Annotated in this window: 11 protein-coding genes; 3 read left to right on the top strand and 8 right to left on the bottom strand. The window is 36.8% G+C overall.

Translation table 11 applies throughout. From position 1 onward, the window contains the following. Window positions 1-46: 46 nt before the first annotated feature. From JZO71_RS02155 to JZO71_RS02145, 3 genes are all read left to right on the top strand, one after another. On the top strand, window positions 47-1,471 hold the full coding sequence (locus JZO71_RS02155) for an AcpB/EbpR/MafR family transcriptional regulator (RefSeq protein WP_206897956.1): 1,425 nt from the start codon (window positions 47-49) through the stop codon (window positions 1,469-1,471). A gap of 113 nt (window positions 1,472-1,584) precedes the next feature. Continuing rightward, window positions 1,585-2,112, top strand: a complete 528-nt coding sequence (locus tag JZO71_RS02150; RefSeq protein ID WP_206897955.1) for an HdeD family acid-resistance protein — start codon at window positions 1,585-1,587, stop codon at window positions 2,110-2,112. Window positions 2,113-2,208: 96 nt separating this feature from the next. Next, on the top strand, window positions 2,209-3,369 hold the full coding sequence (locus JZO71_RS02145) for a cation:proton antiporter (protein ID WP_206897954.1): 1,161 nt from the start codon (window positions 2,209-2,211) through the stop codon (window positions 3,367-3,369). 76 nt (window positions 3,370-3,445) lie between these two features. Here JZO71_RS02145 and JZO71_RS02140 read toward each other — a convergent pair whose 3' ends face one another. From JZO71_RS02140 to JZO71_RS02105, 8 genes are all read right to left on the bottom strand, one after another. Beyond that, complete coding sequence (locus tag JZO71_RS02140) at window positions 3,446-5,140, bottom strand: ABC transporter ATP-binding protein (RefSeq protein WP_242590356.1); 1,695 nt, start codon at window positions 5,138-5,140, stop codon at window positions 3,446-3,448. A 133-nt stretch (window positions 5,141-5,273) separates the two neighbouring features. Further along, a complete protein-coding gene (locus tag JZO71_RS02135) occupies window positions 5,274-6,026 on the bottom strand; it encodes a MarR family winged helix-turn-helix transcriptional regulator (RefSeq protein ID WP_206897952.1) in 753 nt (250 codons plus the stop codon). Window positions 6,027-6,340: 314 nt separating this feature from the next. Further along, a complete protein-coding gene (gene pbp4 / locus JZO71_RS02130) occupies window positions 6,341-8,374 on the bottom strand; it encodes a penicillin-binding protein PBP4(5) (RefSeq protein WP_206897951.1) in 2,034 nt (677 codons plus the stop codon). Between the two features lie 217 nt (window positions 8,375-8,591). After that, the gene (celB, locus tag JZO71_RS02125; protein WP_206897950.1) at window positions 8,592-9,947 is read right to left on the bottom strand and encodes a PTS cellobiose transporter subunit IIC; all 1,356 of its coding nucleotides are present in this window, start codon (window positions 9,945-9,947) and stop codon (window positions 8,592-8,594) included. Between the two features lie 14 nt (window positions 9,948-9,961). After that, the gene (locus JZO71_RS02120) at window positions 9,962-10,288 is read right to left on the bottom strand and encodes a PTS sugar transporter subunit IIB (RefSeq protein ID WP_206897949.1); all 327 of its coding nucleotides are present in this window, start codon (window positions 10,286-10,288) and stop codon (window positions 9,962-9,964) included. 29 nt (window positions 10,289-10,317) lie between these two features. After that, entirely contained in the window at window positions 10,318-11,268 is a 951-nt protein-coding gene (locus JZO71_RS02115) for a glycosylasparaginase (protein ID WP_206897948.1), read from the bottom strand. A 416-nt stretch (window positions 11,269-11,684) separates the two neighbouring features. Continuing rightward, a complete protein-coding gene (locus JZO71_RS02110) occupies window positions 11,685-12,980 on the bottom strand; it encodes a M20 family metallopeptidase (RefSeq protein WP_206897947.1) in 1,296 nt (431 codons plus the stop codon). Between the two features lie 9 nt (window positions 12,981-12,989). Beyond that, window positions 12,990-13,718, bottom strand: a complete 729-nt coding sequence (locus tag JZO71_RS02105) for a GntR family transcriptional regulator, LSA1692 subfamily (RefSeq protein ID WP_206897946.1) — start codon at window positions 13,716-13,718, stop codon at window positions 12,990-12,992. Window positions 13,719-13,830 lie beyond the last annotated feature (112 nt).

Here is a 13,830-nt window from a genome sequence, read left to right as displayed (position 1 = left end):
TTTCGATGGTTGTTTCATTAAAGTAAAGGGTTGGGGAGGAAAAAATATGATTAGGCTACTGGAAGAAAATTATAGGAAAATGGAAGAAATTATTAGAATATTATCCATTTCTGACAAATGGATGACTAAAAAAGAACTTGCAAAATATATTGGAAGTTCTGAGTCTACGTTTATTCGTTATGTTGAAGAGATCAAACAGCGTTGGGGAACAGCATTAACGATTCAAACCTCTCATAAACTTGGCTATCGCTTGGAGAGATTCAATGTCTCGGTTTACCTACAAATGCTCACGGATATGGCACAAACTTCAACAAATACCCAACTTTTAAATGAATTTATTCAAAATCCAGGCAATACAATTGAATATTATTGTGACGCTATCTGTATCAGCCGTTCCTCCTTTGCTCGAAAATTGAAACAGTGTAATCAAGTATTAGAGAAATATTCACTGAAAATCGTTGTTGACCAAGGCTATCAATTGACAAGCACAGAAGGTGAATTATCATTACGGATTTTCGTCACTTTTTTCTTTTTGATCTATTATGGTCACTATGCACTACCGTACCAAGCGGACAAGCAGGAAATGAAACAATTAATGCGTCGTAATCACTGTCAACTGAATATTGTCAGTGGTGACAATAGTTACGAACACACTTTTTTTATTATGTATTTCATGGTTAGCTTGGAACGAGAGAATCAGGGATTTGTACTTTATTCAGAGAAACAAGCACTTAAGCAGATGAAAATCAACCATGAAGATTATGTCTTTTTGTGTCAGTATTTCTCTGAATTAGACCTGGCTACGTATCAAGAAGTTCTTTACCATTTTCAAAAAGGTCCCTTCCAGCAGTATTCATATGAAGAAAAAAATGACATCAGTAAAAAAATTAGGGCGAATCTAAAATTTAATTCTTTTTCACAAACAGAGAAGCTCACCGGAGATGCAGTCGATTTTATTGTGCATCTCTTGACTTGTCTTTATTTATTCTCTCAATTAATCCCGTTTGACACGACGGAATTAACCCAACGAGCAACCTTATTCACAAGACATATTCACTTTACTCAACTCCATTTATATGCAAGACTTCAAGCAGAACTACACTTCTTTTCCGCCTTATTGGAAACCAATTTACTCAACCATTCTTCTTCTTATATTTTTTGGCTATTGAATGGTTATCCAGGAATCAATCAAAGCATTGCATCATCTAAAAAAATCTTAGTTGTCAGTGACATGGGAATCAATCATAGCCAATATGTTGGTAACTATGTCCATGCAACGCTTTCTTTACACAAAATTCGTTCAGATATGGTAGCAATCACAGAGGAAGAGATCGTTGACTATGATTTAAGCATATTTGATTTGATCATTACCAATCAACCTATTCCGCAAACCGATGTTCCAAGTGTCTTGATAAATGATGCAATTTTATTTTCGAATGAAAATGAATTATTAGCGCTGTTAAATTTTTAATTACTTTGTTATTTCTAAAATAAGCTATCTTATTTTTTATTGGCGAATACTAATCAGTTTTCTTGGCAAACTAACGTCTTATGTTATAGAATAAAAGAAAAGGAGGTTTTCATATGATAGAAGGATTAAAAAGAAATTTTAAAACTTATGCTTTAGTCAGAGCTATTATTTATATCATTTTAGGCGTACTGATTGTTATTAATCCAAGAGCTGTTTTTAATCTCATTGGTTATCTAATTACTGCTTATTTTTGCTTGTTAGGTCTGTTTAATTTATTTGAAGATTATAAACGTAAAAAACAAGTTGGAAGTTGGGGCTTTGGCCTGTTTAGTGGAATCGTCTTCCTTATTTTAGCATTGGTTGTGTTGTTCTTTGCACCAGCTATTGCTTCGATTTTACCGATTCTGTTAGGCTTAGCGATTATTTGTAATGGCATTTTCCAATTGATCATGGGATTGAATATGAAATCAACACCATGGCTTATCTACAGTGTGTTGCTATTGATTGGTGGAATCGTTCTGTTGTTCAATCCATTTGCTAGCTTGTTAGTGTTATTCCAAATCTTTGGCGTGATATTAATCATTATGGGCGTATCAGAAGCAATCAGTTTTTTTAAATTAAAAAAAATGACGATCAACTAATCTAAGTATTAATCGTATCAAAAGGAAATGGTTCGCCTGATTTTTGTTTAGCAGGTGTTCTGTTTCTTTTTTATTCAAATGAAAGGAAATGATCAAATGGAATTTATTGGAACCCTATGTCTGATTTTGATTGCGACAACTCTTGGTTCACATCTTTCACGTCGTATTGGGATTCCTGCTGTAATTGGACAGTTATTAGTTGGCGTGATTTTAGGACAGGCAGGTTTAAATTGGGTACATCCCAACATCTTAGTGCATGATTTTTCCGAAATTGGTGTAATTTTGTTAATGTTTCTTGCAGGCTTAGAAAGTGATTTATCTTTACTTAAAAAGTATTTTAAACCAGGCATGTTTGTAGCTTTATTGGGAATCCTATTTCCAGTAGTTTTTGGTTGGCTCACAGGCGAAGCTTTTCACGTTCCGTTAAATGAAGCCTTGTTTTTTGGAATCATCCTTGCAGCAACTTCAGTAAGTATTTCAGTTGAGGTATTGAAGGAATTAAATGTGGTCAACACCAAAGAAGGATCGACTATTCTAGGAGCTTCTGTAGTAGATGATATTTTAGTCGTCTTAGTGCTAAGTTTGAGTCTTTCATTCTTAACTGGTGATACTTCTAGCCAAACACCTCTCCCACTGATTTTATTGGAGCAAGTGATTTATTTTGTATTTATTTTCTTGTTAGTTAAATGGATTGCCCCTCTATTGATGTCTTTTGCAGGAAAAATTTATGCGAATTCTGCTGTGATTATTGTTTCCTTGGTCATCTGTTTAGGTATGTCTTTTGTGGCAGACTTAGTTGGCCTTAGTTCAGTAATTGGCGCATTTTTTGCAGGAATTGCTGTTAGTCAAACAAAAGTTAAACAAGAAGTCTATCGTAATGTCGAAGCTCTGGGTTATTCTATTTTTATCCCTGTTTTCTTTGTCAGTGTTGGTTTAGAGGTTGATTTTACTAATTTTGGAAGTCAATTATTCTTCATTCTAGCCTTCACGATTATTGCAATCTTGACGAAACTGGTCGGTGGCTATCTTGGTGCAAAAGTTGCTGGTTTTTCTGGGAATAGTTCATTGATGGTTGGTGCGGGAATGATTTCGCGCGGTGAAATGGCTTTGATTATTTTACAAATAGGACAACAGAGTAAGTTGATTGAAGCACAATATTATTCCCCACTAGTGATTATCATTTTACTAACGACTTTAGTTTCTCCATTGATTTTAAAACATTTTACGAGAAAAATTTATGCTGTTAAAGCCAATTAAAATCAAATTGAAAATAAACAAGGTAGAACAAAACAATGTGTTTTGTTCTACCTTGTTTTACTATTTATGAAAAAATTTAATTAACGATCTGTTCATTGACATACTCAGCATATAAACGATGGGAATGAATCAACTCGCTGTGAGTCCCATGTCCAGTAACCGTTCCTTTTTCAATGAAATAAATCTGATCGGCATCAACAATTGTTGATAAACGATGGGCAATGACTAAGGTTGTTCGACCTTTCATCAAATGATCTAATGCACGTTGGACTTTTTCTTCTGATTGTGAATCCAAGCTTGCAGTTGCTTCATCTAACATCAAAATTTGTGGGTTTCGTAAAAATGCACGGGCAATTGCAATTCGTTGTTTTTGACCACCCGATAATTTCACGCCACGTTCGCCAATTTCGGTATCCAATTGTTCAGGGAAATCACGAACAAATTGATCGGCATACGCTAAACTTAACCCGTGCCAAAGCTCGTCATCGCTTAATGTCCTACCCAGACCGTATTGCAAATTATCTCGAATACTTCCAGCAAAAACAGCACTATCTTGTGATACATAGCCGATTTGTGAACGCCATTCACTCAAATCAAACGACTGAATATCTTGGTTGCCAACAGTCATTTTACCTGCTGTTGGTTGGTAAAAACGTTCAAGTAAAGAGAAAATCGTTGACTTCCCGCCACCACTTGGTCCAGCAAAAGCAACCACTGTATTAGGTTTTGCATAGAATGAAATATCCTTTAGAATTGGATGATTTTCTTCATAGCTGAAAGAAATATTTTCTGCTTGGATCGTTTTTCCTGCAACATTGACAGAAATTTCACCGTTCTTTTCAATCTTCGTTTCCAGAATTTGTTGGATGCGTTCTGTTGCTCCCATGGCTTTTTGTGCTTGAGAGAAAAACATCGCAAAGCTTGTTACGGGTGTGATGATATTAAACAGATACAAAAGAAATGCCACTAATTCACCACTTGTTAACGTACCTGCTTGAACGCGTACCGCGCCATACCCAAGGATTCCAACAAATAATCCAAGCATCGCTGTCATCATAATTGGTTGTAAAACAGCTTCGATTTTCGCATCTTTGACACCTAACACAAAAATCTTTTCAATAAACGTACGACCACTATTTTTTTCCGCTTCTTCCCCATTACTTGATTTGATCAAACGGATTTCAGCAAGTTTTTCTGTAGCATCCGCATTAAAATCAGCAGTTGCACCTTGTAGTTGGCGCCCAATTTTAGACATCATCTTACCAATTGGGATCATGATAATCATGACAACTGGTACTGTGACAAACATCAATGTTGCCATCTTCCAATCCATAAAGACCAAAATTATAACTGAGCCAACTAATTGGATTGCCCCGGTGATAAAGTTTGGAAATTGTGTCGTCACTAAATCTTTGATCACCGTTGTGTCATTTACTAAACGAGAACTGCTTTCACCTGATTTATGTTCATCATAATAACCTACAGGTAAATGAAGCAAATGTGCCCATAATTTTTCTCTTAAAGACTTAACGGAATGTTCACCAACATAACGAAGTAAAAAACCGCCAATCGTTCCAAAACCAAGATAAACAGCAAATGCAACAAGCAGCACTGCGACCATTTTCCCGTCAATTTTTGATAATTCGCTAGTATCAACCAGCCCTTTTGTTAACTGTGGGACTACCAAACTTGCTCCACTTGTCACTAAACTGAGTAAGATCCCAAATAAAAATAACCCTTTCTTTGAGCTTACACTGTTAATCAATTTCATAAAATCTTTGAATTTAAATGTTCCAGTAGATGCTGGTAGTTCTTCAGCAAATCTTGCGGGTTGTCCGCCGCCACCTCGTGCCATGTTCTTTTCCTCCTAATACCTAAAAACTCATTCTAAAATTTTTGATAGTTTAAAAATCTTCCCATTCATCATCCTTGTTCCTATGAGAATCATCATTGTTAAATGGTTGTTGCCCTCTGTTCGGACCACCTCGCCAGAAGTCACGTCGAAAATCACGACCAAATCGGTTTGGAAAATCCTGTGGGAAATCTGGACGACCACCACGTTCGCCAAATGGCGATTTTCGCATCATTCGTTTCATTTCGCGACGCATTTTTCGTAAATCTTCAGGTGGTAAGTTTTGCCAATCTCCACCGTATTCTTCAAATAAAGCTTCACGCATTTCCTGCATCACTTGGAAACGATCTAATGGATCAATAAACTTTTCTGATTGACGATAAAATTCGCCACTCCAACCACTAGAAATTTTTTCTAGCAAGTCACTGAAAGATGTTTGTTCTTCTTCAGTTAAACCAGCAAAAAAGATTTCGCTTTGGTTTTCTTGTTTGAAGGATGCATTCTGTTCTGCTTTTGCTCTTCCTTGTTCTGTTAGATAAACACGTTTTGTTCGTTTATCATTTTCATCTTCTTCGCGAGTAACATCCCCACTTTTTTCCATTTTCTTCATTAGTTCCGCCAACGAGCTTGGTCGTAAATCTAAAACTTCAGCAAGGTAGCTTTGGACTAACCCATCCTCTAGTCGTAAAATCGCCAATACTCGTTGTTGTCCAGTAAACTTTTGCTTTTTTTGACTCATAAAAGCATTGCTTGCTTCACTAATAAAACGTAGTTGCTTCATCAAACGTTCAGATAATTCACTCATCTTCAAAATTCCTTTCTTTTAGTTCGGTACCGAACTTTATTTCGTTGGTTATTATAGTTCGGCACCGAACTATTTGTCAACTACTTTTTATAATTTTTTTTTGAGAGGTTTTTATGTTCTCAGTTGTGCGAGTTAACTACCCTAGAACAATAAAAAAGTAGATATGACAAGTCTTTTGTCATACCTACTTTTTCTGGATAGATGGTATTCTCGAAACAACTCCTCAATATAGCTTGCATTCCCTTCAAAATATGAAGGGCTATTTTGAGTGACTGCTCGTTATTTTCGGAGTTAAGCGTTTTGCGCCACAACCTTTATTGATAAATTGCATTTAGATAGTTTATTAATTCTGGTGCTCGTTTTGTTGCAGAGTCATCTTCTTTTTTATCCTCTAACATACTAACCATGAGATAGCCTTGATTGGTTGGATTTGTAGCAAATAAGAAACTATTTTCTTGTCCTTTTTCATCTTGCTTTTCTTTGATTTCTGCTGTACCTGTTTTTGCTGCTAAAGGAATACCTAAGCTAGCCAAAGAATGCGCAGTCCCATTAGGATCAGTTACAACAGCTTCCAAGTCTGGCAAGATTGTTTGAACAGCGGCGTCACTAATCACGTTATCTTTGGTTTTTGTTTTCGCATCTACAACTAACTTAGGATAGATAAGCTTTCCGTTGTTAGCAAAAACAGAATACATTGTTGCTTGTTGAATCGGCGTAATCAATAATTCTCCTTGACCATAGCCAGTATCTGCTAACAAAATTTCTGATTTAAAGCTATCTTCATTCGAAATTTGTGCAGGATTCATACTGATAGGTAAATCCAACTCTTCACCAAAAATGAACTTATCTAAGCCTGAGCGGAAAGCTTTTTCTCCCATTTTCAATGTCTGCTGTGCCATATAAATATTATCAGAATAGACCAACGCATTTCGTAAATCAACTTGCGCTACATCGCTTACCCGCGTAACTTCGTAAGAGCCCCAAGAAGAATCTTTTTGCCATTTTAATCCATCAATAGTTAAATTTTCTTCAGGATTTAGTGTGCCATTGTCTAAGCCAATCGCTGCAGTAATCATTTTAAATGTAGAGCCCGGTGCATAGCCAGTAGCAAAACGACTGATAAATGGTTGGTTTTTATCATCGGCATATACTTGGTAGTCCTTTTCAGAGATGCCATTAGTCATTTTATTGGGGTCGTAACTTGGTGAACTTGCTAAAACGAGTAAATCGCCTGTTTTTGGTGTGGTTGCTACAGTTGAGCCAGCTTCTCCACCTAATTCATCATAAGCAATCTTTTGAGCTTTTGCATCAATTGTTAATTTTATTGATTGACCATTCTTAACTTCTTGTTCTTGAAGCACGTTTTTTTCATTCCCGTTTTCGTCTGTGATAACTAATTTTCCACCATTAGTTCCACGTAATTCTTTGTCGTAAGCCATTTCCAGACCAGAACGTCCAATTTTTCCTACGCTACTTAATTTTGGATTCTTTTCAATATCCTCGGCAGTAATATCTCCTACATAACCAATTAATTGCGCAGCGGCTTCACCTAAAGGATAGTATCGCCCAGTTACTTCTTGAATAGTTGCACCAGCAGGTAATTCTGGTGTTTCCCCATCGATGATTTTGAGTGGAACGAAATAATCTGGTTGAACCCAACTCTGTGAGATGGCTTGATTGATTGTGTCTTCTGTCAGCTGTGTTCGTTCAGCAAGTGTTTTGATGTTTGCCTCTTTTTCAGCGCCTTCGCCCAACTTACTTGGCACGACGCCTAGTTGCTTCAGCTGGCCATTGGTTGCTAATCCTTCGCCATTTCGATCTAGTATTTCACCACGAGTTGCCTCTTGTGTGTTCAAGCTAACTTTGTCCCCATTTTCCATAGTAGGAAAAATTAAATTGGGTTGCCAATTGATTTTTGGTCCATCTTTTTCGCGAGTTAGCGACCCTTCAAAATTTAGATTTTTTAGTTCGCCCAGAGCTGTACTCATTTTAGCTGTATAAGAAAAAGTATAGGTATCCTTTTTTTTCTTTTCGACAGTTAGGTCCGATACGGTATATCCTTTTATATCAACAGCATCATAGATATTCTGGTACTTTTCTAAAATTTCTTGAGTCGTCCATTCTGAGTTTTTTGTAGTTGGTACTAATAAGGTCGTTGCTTTTTGATAATCTCCTTTATCAAGTGCCTTCACAAATTGTTTAATCGTTGTTTTCGCTTCATTAACAGTTTTGGTTTCTTGAGAATGTTGGTAATAAATAAATCCCCCACCAGCTATTGCTACAACAGCTGCGGCACCTAGAAAGTATGGGATAGAGCTTTTTCGTTTTTTCTGATCGCTTCTTTTCATTTAAATCCTCCTGATTTTTGTTTCATCTCTTCTATTCACTTCATCAGTCGTTGGTCATTAAAACACTTCTATTATATCCAACTATTGACTAGGTTGCTATCTTAAATTTCTTTAAAAATTTGTTATTTTTCTGTTTATGTAGCGCTTTTTTTCTAATAAATAAAAACCAACAAGACAAAAATCATCACTGCCTTGTTGGTTTTTTTAAGTTAAAAAGTTAAATGTCATCGAAATCAAAATCATCTAAGTTGATTTCATCAAGTTCGTCTTCTTTGATTTTAACCTCTTCTCGAAGATATTGGACATCCATTACTTTGATAAACGGATAATAAATCGCCATTCCTAAAACAAATAAAAGTCCTTGTAACACAGCGCCTTGCCATCCACTAACCAAAAATCCGGAAATGATTGGTGGGGTTGTCCACGGCAACTGAATACCATTTGTATAAGGGACCAATCCGATATTCATTGAAAAATAGGCAATAATGATATTGATTGTTGGGACTAAAGCGAAGGGAACCAATAAAATGGGATTCAAAACGATCGGTAACCCAAAAATAACTGGTTCGTTAATTCCAAAAATCCCCGGAATTAAAGATAATTGCGATAACTTTTTGATTCGTTGACTTTTACAGAACAAAACCATTACCACAATTAATGATAAAGTTGAACCTGCGCCACCAAAAGTCGCGAACATATCTTGGAATTGTCCGGTAATAATATTCGGAATTTCATGTCCATCTTTGAATGCTTGAAGATTTTCGACAGATAAGGCTCGAAGAACTGGATTGAATACAGCACCAACGACACTGCTTCCATTGATTCCAAAAAACCAAAAGAAATGCAAGAACAGATATGCAATAACCATAGCGCCTAACGTATTTCCTAAGCTTAATAATGGGGTTTGTAAAAACGTAAAGATAACATCTTGTAAATTACCATAAGAAGTCAAGGAAACAAGCCAGTTGACTAAAAACATCATCGTTACTACGACAAAACTTGGAATAAGTGCTTCAAATGATTTAACTACAGTAGGTGGTACACCATCAGGCATCTTGATTGTCCAACCTTTTCGCACCATTGCAACGAACAAACGAGTAGAGATCAAGGCGACAATCATTCCAAGAAACAAGCCACTAGACCCCATCCACTTAAGAGGTAAGCTAGTTACTTCGTAAACAGTGGTACTTCCTTCGGGTGTAAACAACGTCTGATACGGCGTTAAAATAAAGAAGGAAACCAATGCGATAATCCCTGACTGCATTGCGTCAACATGAAATTGTTTCCCTAAACTATAGGCAATTCCGACTACAGCTAAAATGGTCATAACATCGAAACTCGCGCTAGCAGGTACAGACATCATTGACTCCCAATTGTCACCAAACAACGCAGACATCCATTCATTCCACTGAGGAAGAGGAAAATTCGCAATTAAAAGAAAGACAGAGCCGACGATCAATAATGGCGTTGACAATAGGAATCCATCACGAATAGCAACTAAATATTTATTTTCACCGATGACTTTGGCTAAAGGAGTTAGTGCTTTTTCCAGCCAATTCAAAAATTTTTGCATGGTCGTCCTCCACGTTATTGTTTATTTTTCTTGATCAATTTAAGTGCTTCTTTCAACGCACCTTCGCCGTCCATCATGCCATAGATTTCTGGAGAGATTGCAGCAACTGGAATATTTTGTGGTGAAAACTGCGTCTGAACTTTTTCGAGCAAGAAGCGTACTTGAGGTCCCAATAAAATCGCAATCGGCCTTTCTTGCTCAACGACTTCTTGCGCTCTAGCAACTGGAAACGCAGTAATCTCTAACGGCATCTGATGTGCTTGAACGACTTCCATCATTTTATTGACCATAATACTTGTGGACATACCTGCATCACAAAACAAATAAATTTTTTTCTTCATTTGATTCACTCCTTAACTGATTTTTTATTTTAATCAATTGGTGCTTTGATTCTTTTCTCATAGGCTTTCAGCCATTCCTGCGTGATAGGTTCAATCAATGTTGTCTGATTTTTTCCTGGATTTGCAAGGAAAATTTGCGGTGCTTGCGTTTGTGTTCCGACACTAAAGGTAAATTCAACATTGGTTGCTACCCCCCACTCGCCTGCTGTATTCATTGCAATGAGTGAAAATGCACCAGCTTTCCCATAACGTTCTTTGAGTTTTGTTTCAAAAGAATAGACTGCTTGATCACAGGCTTTTTGAGGACTCACGCCACTGCCCATTAATCGAACAATCTCATAAGACAAACAACCCTTCATCAAATCTTCGCCTAATCCAGTTGCAGCTGCTCCGCCAATCGTACTGTCTACATAAAAGCCTGAACCAGAAAGCGGTGAATCTCCGACACGTCCGGGCTTTTTCATGAACAAACCTGAGCTGGAAGTCCCTGCTGCCATCGATCCGTAGTTATCTAAAGTGATGGCTCCGACCGTATCATGACCATCATAAGGATCTAGCTGTTTTTCTTGGATTTCTTTTAATCGTTTTTCCCAAATTTTATGAGCACGAGGTGTTAACATATTTTTTCGCTCAAAATCATGTAACATCGAGTATTGTGTTGCACCAGTTCCAACTAAAAAACTGTTGAATTTTTCTTCACTTAAACTTCTAGCCACTGAAATAGGATTTTTAACATCTGTTATTCCAGCAACGGCACCGATTTTAAATGAGTCACCGTCCATAAAAGCGGCATCCATTTCTAAAATGCCTTGAGCATTTGGCAACCCACCATAACCTACTGATTTATAATACGGGTAATCCTCCACGGTTTTAATCAGCGCTTCTACCGCATCGCCCGCTCGTTCATTTCTCTCTAAAAGTCGTAGTGCTTCAACGACACCATCATGTGCCATTCGCCAAGTAGCAATTGCACCTCGCATCCTACTCACCCTTTCTATTTCATTTTAACTAATGCGCTTTCATAAAAGTATTATAATTAGTATATACTATTTTGTATATACTGAAAGAATTAAAAAGTTGACTTTCTCATAAAAAAACAATCAAGCTCTCATTTCTGCAAAAAAAAGTGGTTGTGGCATAAAATGTTCAACTCCGAAAAATGATGAGCAACTGACAAAAATTTTCTCCCAAATTTTTATGAAATTTAGACTTATTTAGAAGGAATTACTTCTTGAACACCGTTTATTCGAAAAAAAGAGACCAGAAAAACTAAAAATCCAGTCACTCCTTAGTATGTTTTTCAATTTTAAAACCGCCTAAAATCAGCGTTTTCAGAAACGGATTTTAGGCGGTTTACTTATTTGGGAAACTTCTGCCTTAGACTCTTTTTAGATTCTTATTCAGTCAAAGCAATGATTGCCCGCATATAAATTTCCAGATTTAGTAGTAAATCATTTTCGTCCATATACTCATCTTGATTATGTGCAATCCCTTTTTGCCCTGGAAATGAAGGACCAAATGCAACGATGTTTGGCATGGATCTGGCATAAGTTGCACCAGTAGTTGTTACAGGCGTCCCGTCTTCTTTCGTTACGTCTTCATAAACCGCACTCAACTTTTGGACAAATGGATTATTTTTAGGAAACGAACTACTTTTGATTCGGCGCACGACATTCATTGTGCTATTTTTTGGTAATTGTTTAAGAAGCTTTTGAGTAACTTCTTCTTCCGCGATAGAAACAGGATAACGAATGGCAATCGATAAGGCCAGTCCAGTTTCTGTTTTCAGCAATTCATAGGGTGTCAAAATCAGTTTTCCACTGTCTTTGTCTTCAAAATTTAACGCTAACCCTTCCCCATTATGTTGATTTGCAAGAGAATCTGCTATCCAAGAAAAATAATTCTGTAATTCACCTGTCACTAATTGGTCGTTCATGATTTTTTCGGCTAATAAAGTAATGGCATTTTCACCTAACTCTGGTGCATTAGAAGGTGCACGTTTTCCGCTTACTGTTACTTCTTCTTGATTAATTGTGACAGAGAGTTGGTCAGGTACATGATCTTTTGCTTGGTCACCATCAAAATTCCCTAGTTGATTTAGTTCCTGCGCATCAAAAGTGGTCAAAATTTGATAGTTAACGATTCCGCGTTCTCCATACACAACAGGATATTTGCAATCAGGTGTGAACCCAAATGTCGGTGGCTTTTCTTGGCTCAAATACATAGGAATATCAGAACTACCACTTTCTTCATCTGTTCCAAAAAGGATTCGAATCGTTTTTTTAGGCACAAATCCAGCCTCTTTTAATAACTTCATACCGTACAGACACGCTATGATAGGACCTTTGTTATCTAAAATGCCACGTGCATAAAAACGCCCAGCTTTTTTTGTCAACCGGTAGGGTGGAAATGACCAACCTGCACCTTCTGGAACAACATCTAAATGTCCAACAATTCCAATATACTCAGAATCGTTTCCCCATTGTGCATACCCAACTGCATCTTCCACGTTCGCTGTTTTGAATCCATAGTTTTCAGACAAAGATAGAGCTTTTTCAAGTGCTGCTTTTGGTCCTCGACCAAATGGTGCAGTTTTTTCGGGTGCACCCTTCACACTTTTGATCTGTATTACTTCGTTCAAATCTTGATAAAACTGTTCCTTGTTCGCTTCAATTAACTGATGAATATTCATAATGACCTCCTATTGGCTATAACGTGTTAATGTATTTTTAAATGTATAACGGTCCGCTCGATAATATGAAATGTCATAAAAAATAGGTTCTGCATCAATTGCATAGGTGACAGACTGCACTCTTAATAAAGGATTCCCAATAGAAACATCTAGTAAATCTGCCATTTCCTCCTCAACTAAAATCGCTTCAACTTCTTGATGAGAATAAGCGATTTCGACTTGCTTTTCTAATAGCTCAAATAATGAACCACTAAAGTCTTCAATCGTAAACTCTGCAACGAAGCTTTCTGCTAAATAAATTTTTTCGACAGTCATTGGTTCACCGTCAAGCAAACGTCTTCGAATTAATTCGTAAATGGGTGTGTCGGGAGTTAACTGTAGCGCATTGCGAATTTTTTCGTTTTCTTTGAGTAATCTTCGAAAAGAAATAACTTCTGTTTTGCTCGTCTTACCATACGCTTTAGCTGCTTCAGTAAATCCTTGGAGACCTGCACGCCCACTTTGGATTTTTTGCTGGGACATCACGTAACTGCCTTTACCTGGTCGTTTTACTAACACGTTTTTTTGAATTAACAGATCAATTGCTTTTCGAATGGTTAAACGACTGCATTGAAATTCTTTGGCTAAATCATATTCTGAAGGTAATTTTTGTGAACTGACATAGATCCCCTCTTCAATTCGTTGTTCGATTTTTGAAGCGACTTGCGTAAATTTGTTTTTGGTTTCTTTGTCCACCATAAAAATAGTCTAAGCTCCTTTAATTTTGGCTGATTTTTTACAAAAAAAGATATAGTATATACTTCATGGTATATACTATATCTTATCGATAAGAATTTCAATTATTTTGAGA

It is taken from the genome of Candidatus Enterococcus courvalinii, assembly GCF_017315945.1.
Taxonomy (GTDB): domain Bacteria; phylum Bacillota; class Bacilli; order Lactobacillales; family Enterococcaceae; genus Enterococcus_B; species Enterococcus_B courvalinii.
This window is presented reverse-complemented; position numbering and strand designations above follow the sequence as displayed.

Coding starts and splice junctions, on each gene's coding strand:
- JZO71_RS02135 (WP_206897952.1), bottom strand. CDS start 6,026: ATGAGTGAATTATCTGAACGTTTGATGAAGCAACTACGTTTTATTAGT.
- JZO71_RS02140 (WP_242590356.1), bottom strand. CDS start 5,140: ATGAAATTGATTAACAGTGTAAGCTCAAAGAAAGGGTTATTTTTATTT.
- celB (WP_206897950.1), bottom strand. CDS start 9,947: ATGCAAAAATTTTTGAATTGGCTGGAAAAAGCACTAACTCCTTTAGCC.
- pbp4 (WP_206897951.1), bottom strand. CDS start 8,374: ATGAAAAGAAGCGATCAGAAAAAACGAAAAAGCTCTATCCCATACTTT.
- JZO71_RS02110 (WP_206897947.1), bottom strand. CDS start 12,980: ATGAATATTCATCAGTTAATTGAAGCGAACAAGGAACAGTTTTATCAA.
- JZO71_RS02155 (WP_206897956.1), top strand. CDS start 47: ATGATTAGGCTACTGGAAGAAAATTATAGGAAAATGGAAGAAATTATT.
- JZO71_RS02150 (WP_206897955.1), top strand. CDS start 1,585: ATGATAGAAGGATTAAAAAGAAATTTTAAAACTTATGCTTTAGTCAGA.
- JZO71_RS02120 (WP_206897949.1), bottom strand. CDS start 10,288: ATGAAGAAAAAAATTTATTTGTTTTGTGATGCAGGTATGTCCACAAGT.
- JZO71_RS02105 (WP_206897946.1), bottom strand. CDS start 13,718: ATGGTGGACAAAGAAACCAAAAACAAATTTACGCAAGTCGCTTCAAAA.
- JZO71_RS02115 (WP_206897948.1), bottom strand. CDS start 11,268: ATGCGAGGTGCAATTGCTACTTGGCGAATGGCACATGATGGTGTCGTT.
- JZO71_RS02145 (WP_206897954.1), top strand. CDS start 2,209: ATGGAATTTATTGGAACCCTATGTCTGATTTTGATTGCGACAACTCTT.